The 24267-nt window shown below is 31.7% G+C and carries 24 protein-coding genes and 2 pseudogenes; 10 read left to right on the top strand and 16 right to left on the bottom strand.

The genetic code is table 11. The features are described from left to right. From B3I31_RS01675 to ppk2 (B3I31_RS01655), 5 genes are all read right to left on the bottom strand, one after another. Nucleotides 1-798: TonB-dependent receptor plug domain-containing protein (locus tag B3I31_RS01675; protein WP_219035057.1), on the bottom strand; the 798-nt coding region annotated here is incomplete at its 3' end. A 276-nt stretch (nucleotides 799-1074) separates the two neighbouring features. Then, the gene (rplS, locus tag B3I31_RS01670) at nucleotides 1075-1425 is read right to left on the bottom strand and encodes a 50S ribosomal protein L19 (RefSeq protein WP_019975296.1); all 351 of its coding nucleotides are present in this window, start codon (nucleotides 1423-1425) and stop codon (nucleotides 1075-1077) included. Nucleotides 1426-1540: 115 nt separating this feature from the next. Next, nucleotides 1541-2344 (bottom strand): polyphosphate kinase 2, encoded by an 804-nt coding sequence (gene ppk2 / locus B3I31_RS01665; RefSeq protein WP_291046653.1) that lies wholly within the window; start codon nucleotides 2342-2344, stop codon nucleotides 1541-1543. A 17-nt stretch (nucleotides 2345-2361) separates the two neighbouring features. Further along, nucleotides 2362-3180 carry a polyphosphate kinase 2 gene (ppk2, locus tag B3I31_RS01660; RefSeq protein WP_125348818.1) on the bottom strand — a complete coding sequence of 273 codons (819 nt, stop codon included), beginning with the start codon at nucleotides 3178-3180 and terminating at the stop codon, nucleotides 2362-2364. Nucleotides 3181-3197: 17 nt separating this feature from the next. Continuing rightward, a complete protein-coding gene (gene ppk2 / locus B3I31_RS01655; protein ID WP_312150877.1) occupies nucleotides 3198-4004 on the bottom strand; it encodes a polyphosphate kinase 2 in 807 nt (268 codons plus the stop codon). A gap of 254 nt (nucleotides 4005-4258) precedes the next feature. On the opposite strand from ppk2 (B3I31_RS01655), the gene B3I31_RS01650 reads away from it, so the two are divergent. The 5 genes and pseudogenes from B3I31_RS01650 to B3I31_RS01630 form a co-directional block, all read left to right on the top strand. Then, complete coding sequence (locus tag B3I31_RS01650; RefSeq protein ID WP_125348816.1) at nucleotides 4259-4564, top strand: hypothetical protein; 306 nt, start codon at nucleotides 4259-4261, stop codon at nucleotides 4562-4564. A gap of 68 nt (nucleotides 4565-4632) precedes the next feature. Next, nucleotides 4633-4929, top strand: coding sequence for a YHS domain-containing protein (locus tag B3I31_RS01645; RefSeq protein WP_219035055.1), 297 nt, complete (start codon nucleotides 4633-4635; stop codon nucleotides 4927-4929). Next, nucleotides 4922-5578 (top strand): SCO family protein, encoded by a 657-nt coding sequence (locus B3I31_RS01640; RefSeq protein WP_219035054.1) that lies wholly within the window; start codon nucleotides 4922-4924, stop codon nucleotides 5576-5578. The genes B3I31_RS01645 and B3I31_RS01640 overlap by 8 nt, the downstream gene beginning before the upstream one ends. Before the next feature lie 90 nt (nucleotides 5579-5668). Then, the gene (locus B3I31_RS01635) at nucleotides 5669-5803 is read left to right on the top strand and encodes a hypothetical protein (protein ID WP_257468223.1); all 135 of its coding nucleotides are present in this window, start codon (nucleotides 5669-5671) and stop codon (nucleotides 5801-5803) included. 15 nt (nucleotides 5804-5818) lie between these two features. Further along, nucleotides 5819-6352: pseudogene (locus tag B3I31_RS01630) on the top strand (LysR family transcriptional regulator); the annotation flags it as partial. On the opposite strand, the gene B3I31_RS01625 reads toward B3I31_RS01630, so the two are convergent. The 3 genes from B3I31_RS01625 to B3I31_RS01615 all read right to left on the bottom strand — a co-directional run bounded on the left by B3I31_RS01625 (nucleotide 6349) and on the right by B3I31_RS01615 (nucleotide 8948). Further along, on the bottom strand, nucleotides 6349-7014 hold the full coding sequence (locus B3I31_RS01625) for a response regulator (protein WP_221856653.1): 666 nt from the start codon (nucleotides 7012-7014) through the stop codon (nucleotides 6349-6351). The pseudogene B3I31_RS01630 and the gene B3I31_RS01625 overlap by 4 nt on opposite strands. A gap of 14 nt (nucleotides 7015-7028) precedes the next feature. Continuing rightward, complete coding sequence (locus B3I31_RS01620) at nucleotides 7029-8729, bottom strand: tetratricopeptide repeat-containing sensor histidine kinase (protein WP_291050833.1); 1701 nt, start codon at nucleotides 8727-8729, stop codon at nucleotides 7029-7031. A 63-nt stretch (nucleotides 8730-8792) separates the two neighbouring features. Further along, nucleotides 8793-8948: a hypothetical protein gene (locus tag B3I31_RS01615; RefSeq protein WP_291046670.1), complete on the bottom strand. Its 156-nt coding sequence runs from the start codon at nucleotides 8946-8948 to the stop codon at nucleotides 8793-8795. Nucleotides 8949-9538: 590 nt separating this feature from the next. Between B3I31_RS01615 and B3I31_RS01610 the strand changes: the two genes are divergently transcribed. Then, nucleotides 9539-9973 carry a hypothetical protein gene (locus B3I31_RS01610; protein WP_291072346.1) on the top strand — a complete coding sequence of 145 codons (435 nt, stop codon included), beginning with the start codon at nucleotides 9539-9541 and terminating at the stop codon, nucleotides 9971-9973. A 172-nt stretch (nucleotides 9974-10145) separates the two neighbouring features. Here the strand turns inward: B3I31_RS01610 and B3I31_RS01605 are convergent, their stop codons facing one another. The 7 genes and pseudogenes from B3I31_RS01605 to cysD all read right to left on the bottom strand — a co-directional run bounded on the left by B3I31_RS01605 (nucleotide 10146) and on the right by cysD (nucleotide 17980). After that, nucleotides 10146-11588: a TSUP family transporter gene (locus tag B3I31_RS01605; RefSeq protein ID WP_291072482.1), complete on the bottom strand. Its 1443-nt coding sequence runs from the start codon at nucleotides 11586-11588 to the stop codon at nucleotides 10146-10148. 19 nt (nucleotides 11589-11607) lie between these two features. Next, nucleotides 11608-13260 carry an NADPH-dependent assimilatory sulfite reductase hemoprotein subunit gene (locus B3I31_RS01600; protein ID WP_286496281.1) on the bottom strand — a complete coding sequence of 551 codons (1653 nt, stop codon included), beginning with the start codon at nucleotides 13258-13260 and terminating at the stop codon, nucleotides 11608-11610. A gap of 19 nt (nucleotides 13261-13279) precedes the next feature. Beyond that, nucleotides 13280-13408 carry a hypothetical protein gene (locus tag B3I31_RS01595; protein ID WP_291046682.1) on the bottom strand — a complete coding sequence of 43 codons (129 nt, stop codon included), beginning with the start codon at nucleotides 13406-13408 and terminating at the stop codon, nucleotides 13280-13282. A 51-nt stretch (nucleotides 13409-13459) separates the two neighbouring features. After that, nucleotides 13460-14938 carry a diflavin oxidoreductase gene (locus B3I31_RS01590; RefSeq protein ID WP_291046685.1) on the bottom strand — a complete coding sequence of 493 codons (1479 nt, stop codon included), beginning with the start codon at nucleotides 14936-14938 and terminating at the stop codon, nucleotides 13460-13462. A 152-nt stretch (nucleotides 14939-15090) separates the two neighbouring features. Then, nucleotides 15091-15612 (bottom strand): annotated as a pseudogene (locus B3I31_RS01585) (uroporphyrinogen-III C-methyltransferase). 172 nt (nucleotides 15613-15784) lie between these two features. After that, entirely contained in the window at nucleotides 15785-17020 is a 1236-nt protein-coding gene (locus B3I31_RS01580) for a sulfate adenylyltransferase subunit 1 (protein ID WP_219035045.1), read from the bottom strand. A gap of 51 nt (nucleotides 17021-17071) precedes the next feature. After that, nucleotides 17072-17980: a sulfate adenylyltransferase subunit CysD gene (gene cysD, locus B3I31_RS01575; RefSeq protein ID WP_219035044.1), complete on the bottom strand. Its 909-nt coding sequence runs from the start codon at nucleotides 17978-17980 to the stop codon at nucleotides 17072-17074. 419 nt (nucleotides 17981-18399) lie between these two features. On the opposite strand from cysD, the gene rlmD reads away from it, so the two are divergent. From rlmD to B3I31_RS01555, 4 genes are read left to right on the top strand one after another with little or no spacing between them, the layout of a single operon-like run. Next, nucleotides 18400-19818 (top strand): 23S rRNA (uracil(1939)-C(5))-methyltransferase RlmD, encoded by a 1419-nt coding sequence (gene rlmD / locus B3I31_RS01570; RefSeq protein ID WP_221856669.1) that lies wholly within the window; start codon nucleotides 18400-18402, stop codon nucleotides 19816-19818. An 18-nt stretch (nucleotides 19819-19836) separates the two neighbouring features. After that, complete coding sequence (locus tag B3I31_RS01565) at nucleotides 19837-20454, top strand: DUF6452 family protein (RefSeq protein ID WP_221856671.1); 618 nt, start codon at nucleotides 19837-19839, stop codon at nucleotides 20452-20454. Then, nucleotides 20408-21094 (top strand): DUF6048 family protein, encoded by a 687-nt coding sequence (locus tag B3I31_RS01560; protein WP_291059808.1) that lies wholly within the window; start codon nucleotides 20408-20410, stop codon nucleotides 21092-21094. Before B3I31_RS01565 ends, B3I31_RS01560 begins: the two co-directional genes overlap by 47 nt. Nucleotides 21095-21100: 6 nt before the next feature. Beyond that, nucleotides 21101-21607: a GNAT family N-acetyltransferase gene (locus B3I31_RS01555; RefSeq protein ID WP_291059806.1), complete on the top strand. Its 507-nt coding sequence runs from the start codon at nucleotides 21101-21103 to the stop codon at nucleotides 21605-21607. A gap of 37 nt (nucleotides 21608-21644) precedes the next feature. Here B3I31_RS01555 and lon read toward each other — a convergent pair whose 3' ends face one another. Then, nucleotides 21645-24083: an endopeptidase La gene (gene lon, locus B3I31_RS01550; RefSeq protein ID WP_291059805.1), complete on the bottom strand. Its 2439-nt coding sequence runs from the start codon at nucleotides 24081-24083 to the stop codon at nucleotides 21645-21647. Nucleotides 24084-24267: the final 184 nt, after the last annotated feature.

Raw genomic sequence — 24267 nt, 5'->3', positions numbered from 1 at the left:
CGAAGTCATGAAGTACGACAGAAACAAATTATATAATTCATTTCCGTTCATTACTTCGAATTTCCCTGGATTGAAACGATTATAACTTGTAGAATAATCTGCATTTACAACCAATCCATTTCCTCTGGCTCTTTTAGTTGTTACAACTACTACTCCATTCGCTCCACGAGAACCATATTGCGCAGTTGCAGCAGCATCTTTTAATACAGAAATTGTTTCAACATCATTTGGATTAATATTTGGTGTTCCATGATAAATCACTCCATCAACTACCCATAAAGCATCTGTTCCTGCAGAAATACTTGTTTTTCCTCTTAAACGTAATGAAGCCGTTGAACCTGGTTGTCCAGAGCTACTTGTAATTCTAAGACCTGCAACTTTACCTTGTAATAAATTGGTAATGTTCGGAGATTTAGCATCCATTAAGTCTTTTGCATTTACAACAGAAACTGCAGCGGTTACCTCTTCCTTACGTTGTGTAGAATATCCAGTTACAACTGCAGTTCCTAAATCTATATTCTCACTTTTAGGATTTAATTGAGTGGATAAATCTCCTAAATTCTCAGAAGTAACGGTAATTTCCTTGCCTTTAATAATTAAAATATCACCGATTTTGGCATCAATATTAAAATCTCCATTTTCATCTGTGTAAGCTGCCTTATCAGTCCCTTTTATTTTTACCTCTACATCTGCTTCTGGAAAACCATCAGAATCTTTTACATGACCTGTAGTTTGAGCATAAGCAAACGATCCAAGAACAAAAAGAAGACTAAAAATTCTAAATTGTTTTTTTCTCATCTCTTGTGTTAAAATTGTTAACAATAAAAGTATTAAAAAAAACACTTAAGAATTACTCTACAATTCAAATACAAAAATAAACCAAGTAATAAAAGAATATATAGAATAATTTTAGGGATTACTTGTTTCAATAAAATATTAAACTATTTTTTCAACTCTTAATAGAATGTTAAGAAATGGTAAAATTTAATATTTTATATTAAACTTTCAAAATCAGCCAAAAAAAATCCGTTCGATAATCGAACGGATTTTATATTTTTCCTAAAAAAGCAGTTTTTAGTAAGCAGCGTCTTTGATACGAGCTTTTTTACCACGTAATGCTCTGAAGTAGAAGATACGAGCTCTACGAACTTTACCTTTTTTGTTTACTTCAATTTTTTGTAACGCTGGCATGTTAACTGGGAAGATACGCTCTACACCAACATCTCCAGACATTTTACGGATTGTGAAAGTTTCTGTAGTTCCTTGTCCTCTTCTTTGGATAACAACCCCTTTAAAGAACTGAACACGAGTTTTTCCACCCTCTGTAATTTCTTGATAAACTGTAATAGTATCACCTGCTGCGAAAGCTGGGAACTCTTTTTTAGCTACGTATTTCTCTTGTACGTATTTTACTAAATTTTCCATTATTATAATTTCAATTTATTTGAATTGAGCAACTTAAACGTCTTTCGTCAGAGGTTGAACAATGTGGATGCAAAATTAATCAAAAATCTTGATTATACAAATGATTCTCTTTCTTTTATGAATGAATTTTTATTAAATCATTTTCAAAAGATTGATTTGTTAATTGTGCTACGACTGATTTCATCGCTAAAAGTCGAGCAGTTTTTTTATCATCTGTCACAATTTCTAGCCAAGATGAACTTTCTGTTCCTGTTTGCTGAAACATTTTGTCAATGTAATTGGTATAAACATCCCATAACTCTTGTGCCTTTTGATCCAATGCCCCTAATTTCCATTGTTTCAATTCGTCATCTTTCCGATCTTGTAATCGTTCTGCTTGTTCTTCTTTCGAAATCGACAGGAAAATTTTAACCAAAATAATTCCATCATCTTGCAAAAGCTTTTCTACTTCTACTACTTGTTTCATAAACTTTGTATGTTGTTCTTCCGTACAAAATCCGAAAACAGGCTCTACAACAGCACGATTATACCAAGAACGATCAAAGAATACAATTTCACCTGCATTTGGTAATTCTTTAAAATATCGCTGAAAATACCATTGTCCTTGTTCTATTTCAGTCGGCTTTGGTAATGCTTCAACACGATATTTTTTAGGGTTTAGAAATTCTGTTATTCTCGAAATTGTTCCTCCTTTTCCAGCTGCATCACGACCTTCAAAAATAATTAACACACGTTTATTCTCTTGAATAACTTTAGATTGTATTTCTAACAATTTTTCTTGAAGTTCTTTTAATTCTTTCTCATAAGCGAGTTGTTCTTTGAACTTCTTTTCTTTTATAATATCATGTCTAACCAAAAAATCAATGATTTCTTGCTTATTATTTATTTTTTCTAAATCATTTAAATCAAATTCAGCCATAGTTTTAGGTTTGATAATTAATTTTCTTCTTCTAAGTTTTGATGTTTCAAAATACGTTTATTTTTATCATCATAAGGTATTTTAGACAAAATATATTCCATCGCCTCTACTCTAGCCTTGTACTTTTTGTTGGCATCAATGATTTTCCAAGGAGCAAAATCTGTATTTGTTTTCGTAAACATTACATCTTTATAAGCTGAATAAACATCAAACAAATCTTGCGCTTTTTGATCTACAGAGCTATACTTCCATCGTTTGGTTGGTGAATTTACAATATCTGCAAAACGTTTTGCTTGTTGTTCTTTTGTAATCGAAAAATAAATTTTAATCAAATATATTCCCGAATTAATCCACATTTTCTCGACATCATTTACCTCGTTCATAAAAGTTTCATATTCCTCTTGTGTACAAAACCCATTTACAGGCTCTACAACAGCTCTATTGTACCAACTTCTATCAAAAAAAACAATTTCTCCTGCACGTGGTAACTGACGAACATAACGTTGAAAATACCATTGTCCTCGTTCTACTTCATTAGGCTTTGGCAGTGCTATAATTCTATGTTCACGAGGATTTAGATGTTCTACAATTCGACGAATTGCACCTCCTTTCCCAGCTGCATCTCGACCTTCAAAAACAATCACAACTTTTCGTTTATTTTCGGCTACCCAAGTTTGTAATTTTATCAATTCTTCTTGTAATTGCTCTATCCTATTTTCATATTTTACAGTACGCAAGGCTTTCGCAAAATTCAACTTTCCATGATCAGATTGTAAAAGTCCAACAAGACCTTTTTTGGTTTCGATTAATTTTAAATCTTTCGGTTTTAGCTCCATTTTCTTACAATTTAAAATTAATGATTCAATTCTTTTACCATTCGATAATAACGTTCAATCACATTTGGATCTACCATTAAATTTACTTCGGCATCCTCTTTTCCTTTATAATTAAACAAAGAAAGCACATAACGAATAGATTCTAATCTTGCCGTATTTTTATCATTTGCGTTGACAATAATCCAAGGCGAAAAAGAGTTGTGCGTGCGCGTAAACATTTGATTGATATAATGCGAAAATTCATCCCAAAGCTCTTGTCCTTTTGCATCGACTGGACTATATTTCCACTTTTTAAGCGGATTATTTAACCTCGAATCAAAACGTGTTTGCTGCTCCTCTTTAGTCACAGAAAACCACAATTTGACAATATATGTCCCTGATTCGTACAACATATGTTCAAATTCTGAAACTTGCACCATAAATTGCTCATATTGTTGCTCGGTACAAAATCCCATAACTGGCTCTACAACTGCTCTGTTGTACCAACTTCTGTCAAAAAAAACAATTTCACCAGCATTTGGTAACTCTTTGATATAACGATTAAAATACCACTGATTTTGTTCGACTTCTGTAGGTTTATTCAATGCAACAACACGCATAGAACGCGGATTAAGATGCTCGCGAAAACGGCGAATTGTACCTCCTTTTCCTGAAGCATCTCGTCCTTCGAAAATGATTGCAACTTTTTTCTTTTCTGTCGAAATCCAATTTTGAAGATTTACTAACTCTGATTGCAGTTTTAGTAACTCATTTTCATATTCAAACTTCTTTATCACATTTTTATAGAGAGGATTTTCTTCTTGATTTTCGACCAAAAAATGCATTAGTTCTTCGGTTGTTGTAAAATCTAAAATCTTACTTTTTTTCATAAATATTTATAGATTGTAAAATCTTTTTTAAGGTAAAAATTTTACAGAACATAAAAGTGAAGATTATGATAAATCTTTCTTTTAAAATCATAAATTTTATCATATTCAACCTCAATCAATTTGGTTAAATTTGTCAATAAATTAGTTTTTTGCGCATACTATTTTTCATATCACTCATATTTTCTATCGCATTTCGTCCTTTAATGCCGATGATAGATTATGTTTTAAATTATGAAGAAATCGCAAATGAACTTTGTGAAAATCGAGAAAAACCTGAATTACTTTGTAATGGTTTTTGCTATTTGAAAGAAGAAATTTCGAAAAGTGAAAAGAATCAGCCAGAAAATCATTTTGTCAAAAATTCGGTCAAAATTTTAGATGCGATTGTTCCTCAAAAACAAATTATTTCTCCAAAAAAGTATTTTACGCAAAAAAATAAATTATCAACTGATCATTATCAAGATATTAATTCTAACTATATTATTCGTTTAGTTTTTCATCCTCCAATTGTTTAATTTTTCTTTTATAGATCTAAACTATAGAATCAGATAACAATTAATTAAAAACAAATAAACAATCTAAAATGAAAAATTTAAAAAACACATTCTCTTTAATAGTCTTAGGGTTTGCATTATTTTCTTGTAATAAAGAGCAAACAAAACAAGAGAATTTTGAAGTAAAGCATGTTTCTCACGAAGAAATGAAAGCTGTAACTAAATTGGATGTTGCGGTTGTGAACGAAGTTGATCCAATTTGCGGAATGAAAACTGCAGATCATTTGAGTGACACAGCTAATTACCAAGGAAAAACGTATGGTTTTTGTTCGACAATGTGCAAAGAAGAGTTTCTAAAAAATCCTGAAAAACATATCCATGAATAAACAATTAATAGCCGTTATTGTTATTATTTTAGGCGTTATAGGAACTGTTTTTTGGCTAAAAAATAAGCCTAAAGATGAACTTTACACGGTAATGAAAGTTCCGGAATTTTCGATGACAAATCAAAATAATCAAACGATTACAAATCGTGATATGTTAGGAAAAGTGTACGTTGTAGAATTTTTCTTTACAAGTTGTCCAACGATTTGCCCAGTAATGAGTAACAATTTACGCACAATAGAAGATGAAATAAATGATGCAAACCTTGGTTTTATTTCGATTACAATTGATCCAAAACGAGATACACCTGCACGATTGTTAGAATATGCAAAACAAATTGGTGTAAAATCACCGAATTGGCATTATTTGACTTCGGATCGAGAAGAAATTGAGCAACTTTCGGATAAATTCAATATTTATGTTGGAAAAGACGAAACAACTGCCGAAGGTCTAAATCACAGCGGAAAACTTGCATTGGTTGATAAACAAGGAAATATCAGAAGTCGATATGATAAAATGGGTGTTCCAATACTGTTTTATTCGGGACTGAATTACAAAGATCCTGAAGGAAAAGAACCTTCTCTAGCTGGAAAATATCATCCTGAAATAGAATTTTTAAAAGAAGATATAAAAAAACTTCTTGCAGAATAAAATTTAAAACCCTCCTAAAAATGGAGGGTTTTGTTTTAATTATAATTTTCTAAATCACAGCAAATTATTGTTTGTCCTTATGGAAAATTGATGGACGGAATGCATCGTGTTGTAAAAGCAAATTTATTGGATTTGAAAACAATAAAAGCGTATCGACTTTCGACCTTACCAAACCCCGATTATATTGATGTAGATCCTGACGATTTACCTTATGATGAAAATTAAAATTTAGAAGTTAAGCAATCAAATCTTGAATGGTTCAGAACATTTAAAGCAATTTATGAAACTGGGACTTTATCTGCTGCTGCGCAACAATTATTTATTTCACAACCTGGTTTTAGCTTACATCTCAATTCGTTAGAAGCCTATACGGGCTACAAATTATTTGATTGATCGGCGCGAAAAATGGTTCCGACTGAAAAAGGAAAAATTTTGTATAATTTTATTTTAGAACCGATTCAAAAATTAGCTGCTGCGGAGCAACATTTTTGGAAAGAAAATTTTAAAGAACATCCAGATTTCAAACCAAATTATATTGTCCCAAATATCAGTTCTATTATTCGTTGTTTGAGCGATGGAAATGGCTTTTCTATTGTTCCCGACTTTTTATGTCAAGAAGCACTAAATTCTGGTAAAATAAAATTGGTTTGGCAAGGTGAAAAACCGTTGGAAAATACACTCTATTTTGGTTCACGAAAAAATACGATTTACGAAAAAGAAATTGAGCAATTGCAACAGATTTTTGTAGATAAATGGTGTAAAGATTTGGGTTAAATACTTCCCAAATCTTTGAAAAACGCAACCAATTGATGATTACTTGTAATTTGTAGCGACTCTTTTAATGAGCCCAATCTCTTTTCTACACTACTTAGACTTGCAGGTTTGATATTATTTTGTTTTAAGTGATTTGAAATATCTTTTAGTAAAATTCCATTCGAAAGCAAAGAAACTAACGTAACATCATACGAAGTTATTTCATACGTATTTTTTTGTTTGATACTACGTTTCATGTCCAATTCCAAATGCATTCCGCCCGCAAAAACAGTTTGTATCGCTTTTTTCAACTCTTTCGAATCTTCTCTTCCTTTCGCCACAAACCCATCTATATGGTATTCCTTGAAAAGATTATCCACCATATCCGCTTTCTTTTCTACCGAAAAAACAATCACTTTCAAATTTGGCTGAATTGCTTTTACAGCTTCAATTAAATCTCGTCCACTTTTCAAGTTTTGCTCGCGATGATCTTCTTCAAAAGACAAATCAGAAATCAATAAATCATAAGGTTGATTGTCGTGCAATGCTTTTTTCACTTTCAAGAATGCATCATCACAATAAAAAGCATAATCAGGATTTTCTACATGTAAATCTTTTAAAACTTTCTGAATCGAAATATTAAAACTCTCAAAATCTTCTGCAATTAATACTTTTTTAAACATACTTTTTATTTAGGTTATTGAATTGGAAATATGATCTTAATTTTTAGACCATTCACATTTTCAGTTTCAAAAATAACATCTCCGTTTAGATTAGAAATACGTGAAACCGTATTTTGCAAACCATTTTTAGGTTTTAAGTCCGAAATCCCAATTCCATTATCTGAATAATTGATAATAATTTGTTGGTTTTCTTCTTTAAAATTTAGTATAACTCGTGAAGCTTCGCTATGTTTTTTCATGTTCGTCAACAATTCTTGCATCACTAAGAAAACCTCTGTTTTAGCATAATCTTTTACGTTTCTCCAAAGTTCTTTTTCATTTCCAATCAAATATATTTTGACTTGTTCCGAATCATAAGAACTTATCAATTGTGCTAATTTTTCTGCAAAATTTTCTTGTTGATTTTCATCAATCCTATCATAGGAAATATCGCGCGAAATTTCATAAACCACCTCCAATTTATCTAAAATTTGATCACGATTAAATTCTGATTTATTCTCAATATCAGACATCACATGATAAATTCCGTTCGCCACTTTATCGTGTACTTTTTTAGAATATTTCAGTTCTGTTTTTTTGACTTCCAAAACCTTTTCTTGTTGCAACAAAACTTTCTCTTGCTCTAATTTTTGCTTTCTTTTTCTGTACAAAAAATATCCAAAAACAAACAAAACGATCAATAAACCGATTAGAATGTAAAGTTTTAAAATATCATTTTTCTTCTTTTCATTCTCTGCTTCAGCATTCAAAAAATCTGCACGATTTTTCTCCGAATCATAACGCACCAACGCAAATTGATTTTTCGCTCTGTTACGTTCTAACTGAATACTATCGTTTAGCTTTTGATAAGCTTCAAAATATTGTTTTGCATTTGTAGGATTGTCTAATAAAATAAGTTGTTGATAAACTTCTAATTTATCGCCCGCACTCTTATTTTCGAAAGCAATTTGTTTTCTTTTATAAGCATAGTCCAAGGCTTTTTTATAATCTAAATTTGAAAAATAATCTGTTAAATGCGCATAACTTGCATTTTGTCCCCACAAATCATTTTCCTTTAATCTAATATTTAACGCTTTATTTAATTCATTTATAACATTGGACTTATTGTCTTTTAACCATTTGGTATATGCTAAATTATCAGTAATTCGCGCATATTCTTTTGGATTTTCAATTGTATTCTTATCTTTTAGTAATTCTTGGTAAATCTTTATCGCTTCATCATACTGCTTATCGTAACGATAACTATTTGCAATGTTATTTTGATTGATAATATAAACATCTTTTTCTTTAGAAAAATCAATTGCTTTTTGATAATAATCTATAGCATCATTAAAATTTCCTAAATCATGAGAAGTTTGCCCTAAAATATTATATGCACTAGAAAGTGTTTCTTTTTCTTCACTTATTTTAGGGTTTAATAATTTTACCGAAGAAATAATTAATTCTTGGCTTCCAAACCAATCTCCTTGATCTTTAGAAATAAAAGCCATATTTATCAAACATTTTGATGCTTGATGTTTGTTATTCAGTTTTATAAATTCTGAATATGCTTTATTAAAATAAACATAAGCACTATCATTCTCTTGTTTTTCATAAAACTTCCATGCTTTATCATAAGCTTTATTATCTAAATTATCCTGCTCAATCTCTTTGTTTTTAGACTGTTGACATGAAATAATAAAAAGTATAAAATAAAAAAATAAAATTTTTCTCAAATCTCCATATTTACAACCTAAAGCTAAACAAAAAACGGATAGATTACTCTATCCGTTGATGATTTATTTTTTCACAGGAACATCCCCTTTTTCTCCATTTGTATCACCGTCTATACTATCTGATGAAGTTTGTACAACTGGATGTTGATCTTGTGAAATTGTGTTTGCATTTTGATTTGGTAAAAAGAATCCCAATAAAGCGAATAATAATTCTAACATAGCTTAAATTTTTAATTTTTTGATATAGGTGCTCTTCCTCACAAAACAGATTGCGAGTAGTGTACACGAGAAAAAAGAAGCGCTTCTTTAGTAGGAAGTTTTTTGTAGTCTTGAGAACAATTCAGGAAAAATGCTTCCCTTCAAATCACCTCAACTATTTTCGAGACTACGTTTTCAGAAATCAAGTTTTTTGTTTTTGTTTTGATTTCTATTGCAAAGTAAATACAGAACACAAAGTCGCTGTTAAACAAACAATAGACAAGTTTTGGACAATTATTGGACAGCTTGTTTTACGGTAAACCGTAATTTATTTTGTCCAAAATTTGTCTACTTTGTAAAAGAATTAAAAATGAAATGTCTACGAAAAAATATCTATTCGAAAAAGTTTTTGAGAAAGCAAAAAATGAATTTGGGAGTTGAAGTAAAAATGGAATGTCTGTGCATTTAGAAAAAGTAATTTCAGATGATTATAATTATCCTATAACAAGCAAATCTTTTTTCAAGATATTTTGATGATTTCGTGAAAGAAAATAATTTAAAGAAGGAAATAAGTCCTGATTTATTAAACATTCTTGCTCATTATATCGGTTATGAAAGTTTTGGAGATTTTAATCAAAAAAATCAGCAGACAAAAAAATGAAGAAAAAGAAGTTAATGTAGAAGAAATCGCATCCGTAGAACCAATAATAGATAATAATATTTCTGAAGAAGAATCAATAATTAATCTTCCATCAAAAAAGAATAATTTCTTTCAGAAAATAAAACTTCAACGAAATAAAGTAATTGCTGGAAGTGGTATTGCTATGATTTTGGCTAGCGGAGGATTATTTCTTAATTCAATGAATCAAAATTCGTCTTGTATGGTTTGGAAAGAAAATCATTATGAAGAAATAGAATGCGAAAAAACTTCGCCACAAATGAATGCTGTTCCATATAACGAAGCTGTTTTTCAATTGAAGAAAATCACAAAACCTGATACTTTAAATTTTAAAAATGCACTTGATAAAGTTTGGTATACAAAGTAAAATGGTGAAGTAGAATTTTTTACCAATTATGGTTTACATTCCGAAAATGGTAAAACATTGAAACCTGTCACAAAATATATTTTAACTAAATATGTCTTAAATAATGAACAATAAAAAACACTCAACATGCGAGATGAAGAGTGTTTTGATTGTTAGAAATGATATATAAAATTTAGAAAATTTTAAAAAGAATTCGAATACTAAATGTGATCACTAAAAAAGCTACAGCCAAAATAGCAACTTTCTGAGGTATTTTGCCTGCTAATTTCGTAGCAATTGGCGCTGCTAAAGCTCCTCCAATTATTAAACCTGCAATGATAAAACCATGACTTACGCCCAAAGCTGCAAAAAAAGTCAACGATGCAGAAAGTGTCACAAAAAACTCGGCTAAACTAACTGTTCCTACTACTAAGTTTGATTTTTTTCCTTTTGCTAATAAAGTTGATGTCACGACAGGTCCCCAACCTCCACCACCAAAAGCATCTAAAAAACCTCCAGCAAATCCTAAAAATCCAACCCGTTTTACTTTTTTGCGTTCGATTTTTTTTCTGAATGCTAAAATAATTAATCGAATTCCGATGATCAACGTATACGAAGCTAAAATTCCGTAAGTAATTGTTTCATATTTGTTTCCCAAATAAACCAATAATAATGATCCCGAAACTGCTCCAATAACACCTGGAATAGCCAATGCCAATAATAATTTTTTGTTTACATTTCCAAATCTATAATGCGAAAAACCACTAATTCCGCTCGAAAACATTTCGGCAGTATGAATACTACCACTTATCGAGGGCAGATTGACACCAAACAACATCATGCTTGTGGAACACGTTACACCATATCCCAAGCCAACTGCTCCGTCTACCATTTGAGCGAAAAAGCCAACAGCCAACATAATGTAAAAAACATTTGGAATGTGAATCACAAAATCTTTCGCTTCCGAAAAACTGACGATTGATGACAAAGCATATCCTAAGAATAATGCGAAGAATACCAAGGTAATTTCGGTTACTAAACGTTTGTATTTTTTTGTCGATTTTTTCCCTTCGAATGAAGACGTTAAATGATTCAAATCAGTTAGTTTTTGATTAAAATCTCCTTTGTGATTGTTTCTGATTTTATTTAAACTTTCAATGTTTTCATCAATTGAATCTGGAATAACATCAGAAAAATACTCTCTCAAACGTTTTGCCATTATAGGAGATTGTCCATTTGTAGAAATCGCAATTTTAAGATGACCTTTATTCACAATCGAACCTAAATAAAAATCGCACAAATCTGGCTGATCAGCTGCATTAACCAAAATTCCTTTTTCATTTGCTTTTTGCTTCACTTCTTGCGAAGTTTCTTTGTTATCGGTTGCAACAATCACTAAATCTACATCCTCCAAATCACTCGATTCGAACGCATGAGTTTCGTGTTTAATTGTTGAATGTTGAGCAAAAATATCTTTCAATTCTTGTTTAAAATCCTTTGCTACAACTTTCAAATTGATCGAAGGATTTTGTTTGATTAGCGTCGTAACCTTTTCTAATCCTACATTTCCTCCGCCAACAATCAGGAAGCGCAAATGTTCTGTTTTTAAAAATATCGGGAATAAATTATTTTTCATTGTTCTTAAAGGGATTTAACTAATTAACCGAAAAATATTTTCGATAGGTAAAATCTCCGAATGTTTCATTGTCTATTTTTTCATTTGTATAACTTTCGAAAACTTGATCTAGCTCATTCAAAATCTCAGTCTCATTGACTTTTTCTTTATAAATTTTATTCAAACGAACACCATATCGATCTCCACCCAACCTCAAATTATAATGTCCAGCAGAAGTCCCTACAAAACCAATTTCCGAAACATACGAACGACCGCAACCATTTGGACAGCCCGTCATACAAATAGAAATATCATCATTTTGAAGTTGATGTTTTTCTAGCAAAGGCTCTATTTTATTCACCAATTCTGGCAAATAACGTTGCGCTTCTGCTAAAGCCAATGGACAAGTTTGTAAAGCCACGCATGCCATCGAATTTTTTCTAAGTTCACTAATATCTTTGTGAATAGAATACTTTTCTAAAAGCTGTTCAACTATAGCTTTATTTTCAATTGAAATCTCACCTAACAATAAATTTTGATTCGCTATAAAAATAAAATTATTGATATTTAATAAAGCCAATTCATGTAAAAATGCTTTCTGATTAGACTGTACAACTCCATTCTCCACAAATAAAGTGTAATACCACATTCTGTTATTCACTTGTCGCCAATCATAAATATCAGAACGCTCCGTAAATTGATAAGGCTGAGAAGGCTCTAATTTAAAACTAACACGTTTTTCTAATTCAGACTTGAAACCATCAACCGTTAATTTATCAACTGTATACTTTAGTCTCGCTAATTTTCGATCGCCACGATTCCCAAAATCACGCTGAATTGTCAATACTTCATAAGCAACTTTCAACACTTTTTCTTCAGAATCAACAAAACCAATTTCGGTTGATAAACGCGAATATGTATTTGGATTTCCGTGAGTTGTTGACAAACCTCCACCAACAGCGATATTGAAACCTTTCAATTCATTATTTTCGATAATCGCAATCAGTCCCAAATCATTTGCAAAAACATCTACATCATTAGTTGGCGGAATAGCAATTGCAATTTTAAATTTTCGAGGTAAATAGCGGTCTTCATACAAATCATCTTTCTCTGTTTCGCGTTCGTAAATCTTTTCATTATCCACAAAAATCTCATAATAAGCTTGTGTTTTAGGCAACAAATGTTTTGATAATTTATCTGCATATGCATGAATTTGAGCATGAATTGGCGAAAGCAACGGATGAGAACTCGCAATTACATTTCGGTTTACATCGCCACAAGCTGCGATAGAATCTAACGTTGCTTGGTCAAACGATTGTAAAGTTGGACGCAATTGATGTTTCAAAATTCCGTGCAATTGAATGGTTTGACGCGTTGTAATTTTTAAAACGCCTGTTCCATATTGTTCAGAAGTTTCGTGAATTGCCAACCATTTATCAGCGTCAATAATTCCACCCGGAATACGCAAACGAATCATAAACGAATACAATTTGTCTAACTTTTTTTCTGCGCGTTCTTCTCGTCTATCGCGATCATCTTGCACATACATTCCGTGAAATTTCACCAAAGCTTCGTCATCTGCACGTACATTTCCAGTGTGATTATCTAGCTCTATACTTTCTTTTAACGTACCGCGAAGTCCGTCACTTTTTATTTTAATTCCTTCTATAGGAGATTGTTTTTCTATACTCATTTTATTAGTTATTGGTTGATTAGTAAACATCTTTTTGGTAGCGACCTTCTTCTTCCAATTGTTCCAGAAAATTTTTCGCTGAAACCTCATCTTGATTTGATTCTTTTGCTATTAATTCGATCAAAGCACTTTCTACATCTGTACTCATTCCGTCTTTTTGACCGCAGACATACAAATACGCACTTTCGTTTAACCTATTTTAAAGTTCTTTTCCTCGTTCTTTCACTCGATCTTGCACATAAATTTTATGTTTTTGATCTCTCAAAAAAGCTGTATCTAATTTGCTTAAAACTCCTGTTGAAAGCCATTCCTGAATTTCAGTTTGATAATAGAAATCCGAAACAAAATGTTGTTCACCAAAAAACAACCAGTTTTTACCTTCTGCGCCAATTGCATCACGATGTGTCAAAAAACTACGAAAAGGTGCAATTCCTGTTCCCGGACCAATCATAATTACCGATTGATTTTCATCTGGAAGTTTGAAATTTTTATTTTTATGAATGTAAAATTCTATGGATTTATCATGCTCAAAATCTGCTAAAAACTGAGAACATAATCCAGTTTTTTGTTGATCAGAAACTGAAAAAGTATTCAGACTAACCGTTAAATGAATTTCATTATCATATGCTTCATTCGATGATGAAATCGAATATAAACGTGGTGCAATTGGATGCAAAAGATTTAAAATATCATCAAATTTCATTGTAGATTCTGACGAATAATATTTTGATAATAAATCAATTAAATCAATCTTAGTTTCAAGAATTTCTACATTTAAAATTGTTGCAAATTGATCGATTGATTTTTTAGAAAGTGCTCTAATATTTTTTTCTTCAAGTTCTTTTGCGCGATTTTCTTCATTGAAAAATTTTGCAATCGTTAAAATTTCGGTTTGATTATTTTTTGGATAAACACCCAAAGCATCACCTGGTTCGTAATCTACTTGCTCATCAACTGCTATTTCGATATGATACGTTTCATTGTTTGAATCTCTATCATTCAAAACGATTTCATCTTTTATAATTCCTTCGTACGATTTTTTCTGCGTTGAAGAATTTTGCAATTTTTGAGATTGTACAACCGTTGAATTTCCTTCTGATTGAATAGTTTTTAAAATATCCGCAAACCAATTTTCGGCAATTTCTTGATAATCTAAATCTACTTTTACCAAATCGAAAACGCGTTGTGCGCCTAGTTTTCCAAATAATTCATCAATTTCTTCTCCTGATTTACAGAAAAACGGATAAGAAGTATCGCCCAAACCAAAAACAGCAAACTTAGTTTGATTTAATTTTAGATCAGAGTTACTCAAATTATCATAGAATTTTTGCGCATTTTGAGGTAAATCTCCATCTCCTTGCGTACTAAAAATTTGAATTAAGAATTCTTCCTTTTCAATTTTTTCGAGTGGATATTGAAACGCTTCAATCGCTTTGGCTTGAATTTTATTCATCTTAAAAATTCCAAGCAATTGATTAGCTAATTTCTTCGCATTTCCTGTTTCAGTTCCATAGATTATTGTAGGTTTGATTGAGGTTAAAACTTTTTGTTCTTGAGGTACTTCTTGTGTTTGATTTGCAACTAATCCAGCCAAATAACCATTTGTCCAAATAATTTCGTCACGTGATAATTCTTTGACTAAACTTTTTACTAAGTTCAATTTTTCGTTAGCTAGCATAAGAAATTGTTGTTTTATGGTTATCAAAATATGAGTTGGAAGTTGGTTGTTCATCTAACCAAGCGAATGATTGATGCAAATTAACAACATGACCAACGATAATTAAAGTTGGTACAAAATCAAAGGTTGGTAAATGTTTTTCTACAATATTTTCAAAAATAAAAAACTTGCGTTTTCTGATCTGGAGTTGTCGCTTGTTGAATAACTGCTAAACCTTTTTCGGTATCAATTCCATTCAAAATCAACTGATCAGCTAAAGTTTGCAAACGCTGTACACTCATATAAAAAACCAATGTATCAGACGTTTTTGCCCAATCTTTCCATTGTTTGTGTTCAATAGATTTCAAATCGCACAACGTCAACATGCGAACTCCTTTCTAATGATTTCGCGCTGTCAATGGAATTCTCGTGTAAGCTGCAGCACCAAAAGCAGCCGAAATACCTGGAATTATTTCGTACGGAACATGATTTTTTTTCAAGGTTTCTAATTCGTCCAAAATATTAGAGAAAAGTGAAGCATCACCTCCTTTCAATCGAACCACTAATTTTCCTTGCATTACAAACTCAATCATCATATCGTTAATATCTTTTTGAGGCGTATGAATGCCTTTCGAACATTGTTTTCCGACATAAATAACCAACGCATCTTTTGACGCATATTCGTCTATTAACACTGGAGAAACCAAGCGATCTGTCAAAATAACATCTGCTTTTTTTGATATAATTTAATGTTTTGAGCGTCACCAATTCTGGATCTCCATGACCAGCGCCAGCCAAAATTACTTTTCCTATTGTTGTTTGCATGTTTGTAATAAATAAGTTGATTGATAAGATTTAATTGATGTTTTAATCAATAAACATCAAAGCAGCGACTGTATTTTTCGTTGTTTCGTCAATCAAAATGGCATTTCCTGTATGAATATTTTCTTTGAAAGAATCAAAAAATAAAGGTTGATTTGTTTTTAAAACAACTTGTCCAATATCATTTAACTTGATTTCTTCAGATGGAATAAATTCCCAATTATTAATATCCCATTGTTGATCGATTGTTTTGATTTTTGCACGAACCGAATGAAAACGATGTTGCAACACATACGTTTTTCCTTGTTGTAATGCATTATTGTCTAACCAACAAATCCACGCTTTTAGCACATTTGTAGTTTGCGGTTCTTCGGAAGTTTTTACAATTGTGTCTCCTCTACTGATATCTATATTATTTTCGAGATGAATCACAACATTTTCTCCTGCTTCAGCATGTTGTACTTCTTCCAAATGACGTTCTATTTTAACAATTTTTGATTCGATATTTGATGGATAAACTTTAATAGAATCCCCAACTTTGTAGGCTCCACTCAAAATTTGCCCCGCATAACCTCTATAATCGTGATGCTCTTCATCTTTTGGACGAATTACCCATTGAACCTGAAAACGAGCTGCTAAATTTTTATCTGTTTCAATCGAAATTGTTTCCAATTGATGCAATAATGTTTCTCCATTGTACCAAGGCGTTTTTGCAGATTTTTCGACAATATTATCGCCAACCAAAGCAGAAACTGGAATAAAAGTTACTTCATCATAATTCAATTGATCTTGAATTTGTTGAAAATTATTTTTTATCTTTTCGAAAATATCTTGTGAATAATCAACCAAATCAATTTTATTAATGGCGATAATTGCTTTTTTAATTCCCATTAACGATCCAATACTTGCATGACGTTTTGTTTGAGAAGTGATTCCTTTACGTGCATCAACCAAAATAATAATCAACTCTGAATTTGAAGCTCCTGTAATCATATTTCGCGTGTATTGCTCATGTCCAGGCGCATCTGCAATAATAAATTTTCGTTTTGCAGTCGAAAAATATTTGTACGCTACGTCTATTGTAATTCCTTGTTCGCGCTCGGCACGTAAACCATCTGTAATCAAAGACAAATCAATTTCGTCGTCTTCATTTGATTTACGTTTTTCTAAAACACCCAATTGATCGGTGTGAATACTATTCGAATCGTAAAGTAAACGCCCTATTAAAGTACTTTTACCATCGTCTACGTTTCCTGCTGTTATAAATTTTAATGCATTCATTTTACTTAATTCCTATAGATATTATAGAGTTTTGTTTAAAAAAATTTTGACTTAGAAATAACCTTGTTTTTTACGTTCTTCCATCGCCGATTCTGACAATTGATCATCCAAACGAGTTTGTCCTCTTTCGCTAATTCTTGTATTGATAATATCAATAATAATATCTTCAATCGTAGAAGAATCTGAAGGTACAGCCGCTGTACACGTCATATCACCAACCGTTCTGTATCGTACTTTTTCTACCACAACTTCATCGTCTGCATTTGGCTGAATAAAATCTGAAGTCGCTATTAATTTATCATTGTAAACAATACATTCACGCTCGTGAGCAAAGTATAAATTTGGCAATTCGATGTTATTTTGTTTGATATAATTCCAAACATCTAATTCTGTCCAATTGCTAATCGGAAAAACACGAACATTATGTCCTTTTTCAATTCTTCCGTTCAAAATATTCCACAATTCAGGACGTTGAAGTTTCGGGTCCCATTGGCCAAAATCATCACGAACTGAGAAAATACGCTCTTTTGCACGTGCTTTTTCTTCATCGCGACGAGCTCCTCCAATACATGCATCAAATTCATTTTCTTCAATCACATCTAATAACGCATACGTTTGTAAGGCATTACGAGAAGGAAAACGGCCAGAAGTTTCTTTCAGATTATATTTTTTTATAGCATTTTCTACAGAGGCTACAATCAATTTTTCACCGATTTTATCAACCAAATAATCTCTAAATTTTATCGCTTCAGGAAAATTGTGTCCTGTATCTACGTGTACTAAAGGAAAAGGAAATTTTCCTGGACGAAAGGCTTTCAAAGCTAAATGAATCAAAACAATCGAATCTTTTCCTCCTGAAAATAACAATGCTGGACGCTCAAATTGAGCAGCTGTTTCTCTCAGAATGTAGATTGCTTCGTCTTCTAATTGATTTAAATAATTTTTTTCTTGACTTGACATTCTTTCTAACTTTCTAACTTATTTTTTGACAATAAAAAACTCCTCAAAATTTTAGAGGAGTTCATGAACTATTATTTTCGTAATTAATACATCACAACATATTCCACCTCTTGTAAAGAGCGACACATATACATTGACATATTAAATACTATTTTTTTCATTTTTCATGTTACATTTCTGATTTCAAAATTATATTATTTTTCTAAATAAATATAATTAATAGAATAGTTTAAATAACAAACCTATTTTTCAAACAATTTAAAGAAAATTATCCTAAATAAGTTTATTCAATATAATAATAATCTATAAAACCGATAGATTTTATGTTGTAAAAGTAAAAATTTTATTTAAAATACAAAGATTGATTCCAAAAAAAGATAAAAAATTGAATATTTCGGGGACTTGCTTACCTTTGCAAAATGTCAAGAAAAGCGAAACAAAAAATCATATTAAATAATATAGAAGTTTTACGTGCTGGTGCAAAAGGTGTATCGGTTGGTAAAACAGAGGAAGGAAAAACGGTTCTGATAAAAGGCGCAATTCCAGGAGACGTTGTAGATGTACACGTTTTGAAGAAAAAAAGCAGCTATTTAGAAGGACAAGCAATCGAAATTCACACAAAATCTCCTTATCGCGTTCAGCCAGAATGTGAGCATTTTGGTGTTTGCGGTGGTTGTAAATGGCAAGATATGAGCTATGATGCGCAATTAAAATTTAAGCATGACGAAGTGGTTAACAATTTGGTTCGTATCGGAGGTTTCAAAGATTTAGATGCTGAAATTGTTCCAATTTTAGGTTCTAAAGAACAATATTTTTACCGTAATAAATTAGAGTTTACTTTTTCTAATGCACGTTGGTTAACGTTAGAAGAAATTCAGTCTGGGAAAGAATTTGACGACCGTGACGTAGTTGGATTCCATATTCCTGGTGCTTGGTCTAAAGTTTTGGATGTTACAAAATGTCACTTGCAACGTGATCCTTCGAATGCGATTCGTGTTGAAGCAAAACGTTTTGCATTAGAACATCATTTAGATTTCTTCGATTTAAAAAATCAAGAAGGTTTATTAAGAACATTAATGATTCGTACTTCTCAGAATGGACAAGTAATGGTTTTGGTTCAATTCTTCCGAGAAGAGAAAGAAAATCGTGAAGCTTTCTTACAAAACTTGAAAGATAAATTCCCTGAAATCACATCTTTATTGTATGCAATCAATCCAAAACAAAACGATTCTGTTTATGATTTAGATATCGAAGTTTTTGCTGGAGATGATCATATTATGGAAAAGATGGAAGATTTGAACTTCAAAATTGGTCCAAAATCTTTCTATCAAACAAATCCAGAACAAGCTTACGAATTATATAAATTAACACGTGATTTTGCAGGTTTAACTGGAGATGAATTAGTATACGATTTATATACTGGAACTGGAACAATTGCGCAATTCGTTTCGAAAAAAGCGAAAAAAGTAGTTGGTGTAGAATCTGTTCAAGAAGCAATTGATGCAGCAAAAGCGGCAGCAAAATTTAATGGAATTGATAATTGTGATTTCTATTGTGGTGATATGAAAGATGTATTAAATCAAGATTTCATTAACGAACACGGAATTCCAGATGTAATTATTACTGATCCTCCACGTGATGGAATGCATAAAAAAGTGGTTGAAAATATTTTGTTTATGAATCCTAAACGTGTTGTTTATGTTTCGTGTAACTCTGCTACACAAGCGCGCGATTTAGAATTGATGAAAGATCAATATAAAATTGTTAAAGTTCAACCAGTTGATATGTTTCCACAAACACATCATGTAGAAAATATTGTACTTTTAGAGCGAATTTAAAATTCAATCAAAAAAAAAATGAAAAATATTCAACGTTTTCTAGCCTACTCAATTTTTGCTTCTATAATTTCTTTAGCATTTTATAGTTGTGAAGATGATGATATTTGTACCGACGAAGGTGATGTTCCACGCATGGTTGCTGATATGTATTATGATGGAACTAATGTTCCTTTGGAAGATTCTATTTATTATTGGGCGTATGTTTATAATGATTCGATTACGAAAGGAATTAGAGAAGCTACAGGAACGAGTAAAGATACTGTCTTAATCGAAAAAAATTCTGCTTTAGGGAAAACAAGTTTCGGAATTACTTTGCGTCAAAATAGTAAAAAAGAGATTTACTATACTATAGCGCAAGGTCCAGATATAGATGTAAAAGATTCTATAACGGGTAAAGTCATCAGAACAATTCCTGCAAAACGTGATCGATTGATTTTAAAATACGATACGCTTGGAAATGGCTATACTTCTAAAGCTTGTGGTTTTGGATTAACTTTTAAAGGAGTTGATGTAAAATTGGTAACAAAAACTGGAAATGGAGCTGGAAATTGGATAAAGAAAATAGAAACTGTAAATACTGAAATTAAAGATGGTTCGACAACTATTATTAAGCTTTTTGCTGACGAGCGCAATTAATTTTGCATTTGGTCAAGAAAATAAAACTGATTCAACAAAAGTTTCGGTTACAGATTCTATTCTCAAAAAAAAATACCACGATATTTTTATCGGTGTAGACGTTTTCAATCCAATTGTTTCTGCTTTCAACGATAAAAAAGGAGTTAGCGCTTATGCTTCTTATCAAATCAATAATAAGTGGCATGCTGTTATAGAAGCTGGCTTCGAGAAAAATAATTTCAATGAAATCAATTGGAATGTTGATGTTGATGGCTTTTTTGCAAAACTTGGAGCAAACTGGTTTATAACGCAAGATGTGGAAAATCAATCGAACGGAATTTACATTGGTGGACGAATTGCGTATTCTAAATATTCGCAAACCATCAATAGTTATCCGATTAGAGATTTACAATCGAATGAGATTACAGGAACAGGAAGTTTGCCAAAAGCGAATGTAAGCAGTTATTGGATAGAAGCTGTGGTTGGTGGACGTGTAGAGATTTTCAAGAATTTTTATGGTGAGTTAGCCTTGCATCCTGCAGCTTATATTGGAGGTAAAAAAGATCAAGGAATTAATCCTTTGGTTATTCCTGGTTACGGAAAATACAGTGGTCCTTTCAATATGCCAGTTTTTTGGGGAATTGCTTATAAGATAAAGTAAAATCCTATGAAAGTAATTTTAGAAACTGAACGATTAATTTTAAGAGAATTAACCATTAATGATGCTGAAAGTTTCTATTATTTAAACTTAAATCCAAACGTAATAAAATATACAGGAGATAGTTCTTTTACGAATATTAAAGAAGCGAAAGATTTTCTGGAAAACTATTCTGACTATTTTCAAAATGGATTTGGAAGATGGGCAGTTATCGAAAAACAATCAAATAATTTTATTGGCTGGTGTGGCTTAAAATTTCATAAAGACACAAACGAAATTGATATAGGTTTCAGGTTTTTTGAGGAATATTGGAACAAAGGCTTCGCTACAGAAAGTGCTAAAGCTTGTTTAGAATACGGTTTTCTTCAACTTAATTTAACTGAGATTATTGGTCGAGTGATGAAAGAAAATCTCGCATCAATAAAAGTTTTAGAAAAAATTGGTTTACAATTTTCTCATTCTTTCAATTTTGAAAATAACGAAGGTTACATATACAAACTAAAAAAGGAACTCTAATTGAGTTCCTTTTTTTTGTTTTGAGAAGATTTTCAGATTAATCCAAAACCTTTGCTCCTTTTACTTTTTGATTTGTTAAAGCGATTTCCAAAACTTCTTTCATTTCTTTTACAAAATGAAAAGTCATTCCTTTCACATATTCTGCTTTAATTTCTTCAATATCTTTTCGGTTGTCTTCGCACAAAATAATTTCTTTGATATTTGCACGTTTTGCCGCCAAAATTTTCTCTTTAATTCCACCAACTGGCAACACTTTTCCACGAAGTGTAATTTCTCCTGTCATCGCCAATTTTGCTTTTACTTTTCGTTGTGTAAAAGACGAAACCAAAGACGTCAACATTGTAATTCCGGCAGATGGTCCATCTTTTGGCGTTGCTCCTTCCGGAACGTGAATATGAACTTTATAATTCTCGAAAACTTCTGGTTTAATTCCCAATTCATCCGCATGCGCTTTGATATACTCTAACGCAATTGTCGCAGATTCTTTCATCACAGTTCCTAAATTTCCTGTAATCGAAAGTCCACCATTTTTCGCTTTAGATAAAATAGATTCGATAAACAAAATATCTCCTCCAACACTTGTCCAAGCTAAACCAACCACAACACCCGAAACTTCGTTGTTCTCATATTGGTCTGGCGTAATAGAAGGGCCTAAGATTTTCGAAATATCTTCGATTGAATATTTAGCATTAAATTCTTCTTCCAACGCAATATGTTTTGCAGCCGAACGAACTAATTTCGCAACTTTCTGATTCAATTTACGAACACCAGATTCGCGTGTATAACCCGTAATCAAATATTCGATTTCTTTTTTACCTAACACAACATCTTTCTCTTTTAAGCCATGTTCTGTTAATTGTTTTGGTAAAAGGTGACGTTTTACGATTTCAGATTTTTCCTCGATTGTATAACCTGCAATATTAATCATCTCCATACGATCGCGCAACGGACTTGGAATATCTCCAATATTATTGGCTGTCGCAATGAAAAATACTTTAGACAAATCGTAACCAATTTCTAAGAAATTATCATAAAAAGTTGAATTTTGCTCAGGATCTAAAACCTCTAACATTGCTGATGAAGGATCTCCATGCGCACTAGCCGACATTTTATCAATCTCATCTAAAACAAAAACTGGATTCGAAGATTCAGATTTTTTGATTGATTGTAAAATTCTTCCTGGCATCGCTCCAATATAGGTTTTACGATGACCACGAATCTCAGATTCATCGTGTAAACCACCCAACGACATACGTACATATTTGCGCCCAATCGCTTCTGAAATAGATTTCCCCAACGATGTTTTACCAACACCCGGAGGTCCATACAAACAAAGAATTGGCGAACGCATATCTCCTTTCAATTTCAACACAGCAAGATGCTCCAAAATGCGTTCTTTCACATCTTCTAAACCATAATGATCATGATCTAAAATTTTCTTTGCATTCTTGATATCAAAGTTATCTTTTGTCAAGGTATTCCAAGGTAAATCCAACATAAATTCAAGGTAATTACGCTGAATATTATGTTCTGGCATTTGCGGATTTAGACGAGAAAGACGGTTGATTTCTTTATCAAAATGATTTGCTACATCTTCGCTCCAACTTTTCGTTAAAGCACGTTTGCGCATTTCATTAATTTCTTCTTCTGTCGAATTCCCTCCTAATTCTTCTTGAATCGATTTGATTTGTTGATTTAAGAAATATTCTTTTTGTTGTTGATCTAATTCTTTGCGAACTTTATTCTGAATCGTATTCTTTAATTCCAATTTCTGAAGCTCAACATTCATAAAACGCATCACTTCCATTGCGCGAAGTTTCATATCAGAAATTTCTAATAACAACTGTTTTTCATCTAAACTTAACGTCAAATTAGACGCTACAAAGTTGATTAGAAATGTATTACTTTCGATACTTTTTATAGCTCCTGCAGCTTCCGAAGGCAACATTGGATTTTCTTCTACAATCTGAAAAGCTAAATCACGAATTGATTCAATAATAATTGGATATTCTTTGTTGCGTGATGTCGGAACTTTTTCTGTCAAAATTTCTACTTCAGCCTTGAAATAAGGATCATTTGATACAAATTCTTTAACTTTGAAGCGTTTCATCCCTTGTAAAATCACCGTAATGTTTCCATCTGGCAATTTTATCATTCGCATGATTTTCGCAACTGTACCAACTGTATACAAATCGTCTTGTGTAGGATCTTCCACAGCAATTTCTTTCTGCGAAAGCACTCCAATAATGCGATCTTCTTTGTAAGCTTGTGTTAAAAGTTGTATAGATTTATCTCTACCCGCGGTAATTGGCGCAACCACACCCGGAAATAAGACAGTGTTTCTTAACGATAAAATAGGCAATACCGAAGAAATATCTTGCTTATTTAGCTTACTTTCTTCGTCTTTACTCATCAAAGGAATTAATTCGATTTCTTCTTCCATTACTTGTGCTAATGACAAATTGTCTATGTTCATAATTTTTTTATACGTTCAAAGTGTCAGTAAAACTATTTTTAACTGACGAAAGCCTTTCATAATAACAACATTATTAAGATTTGAATCTTGTCTAAAGCATTTAGAAAAGCGAGTATAAATAAGTCAAACGTTATGCCAATAAAATATATTGTCAGTTTTTCAATAAAGGTTTTGAATGAGGATG

Source organism: Empedobacter sp. UBA3475, from assembly GCF_002378465.1.
Classification (GTDB): Bacteria; Bacteroidota; Bacteroidia; order Flavobacteriales; family Weeksellaceae; genus Empedobacter; species Empedobacter falsenii_B.
The sequence above is the reverse complement of the archived record's forward strand: the minus strand, read 5'-3'. Positions and strand labels throughout refer to the sequence as shown.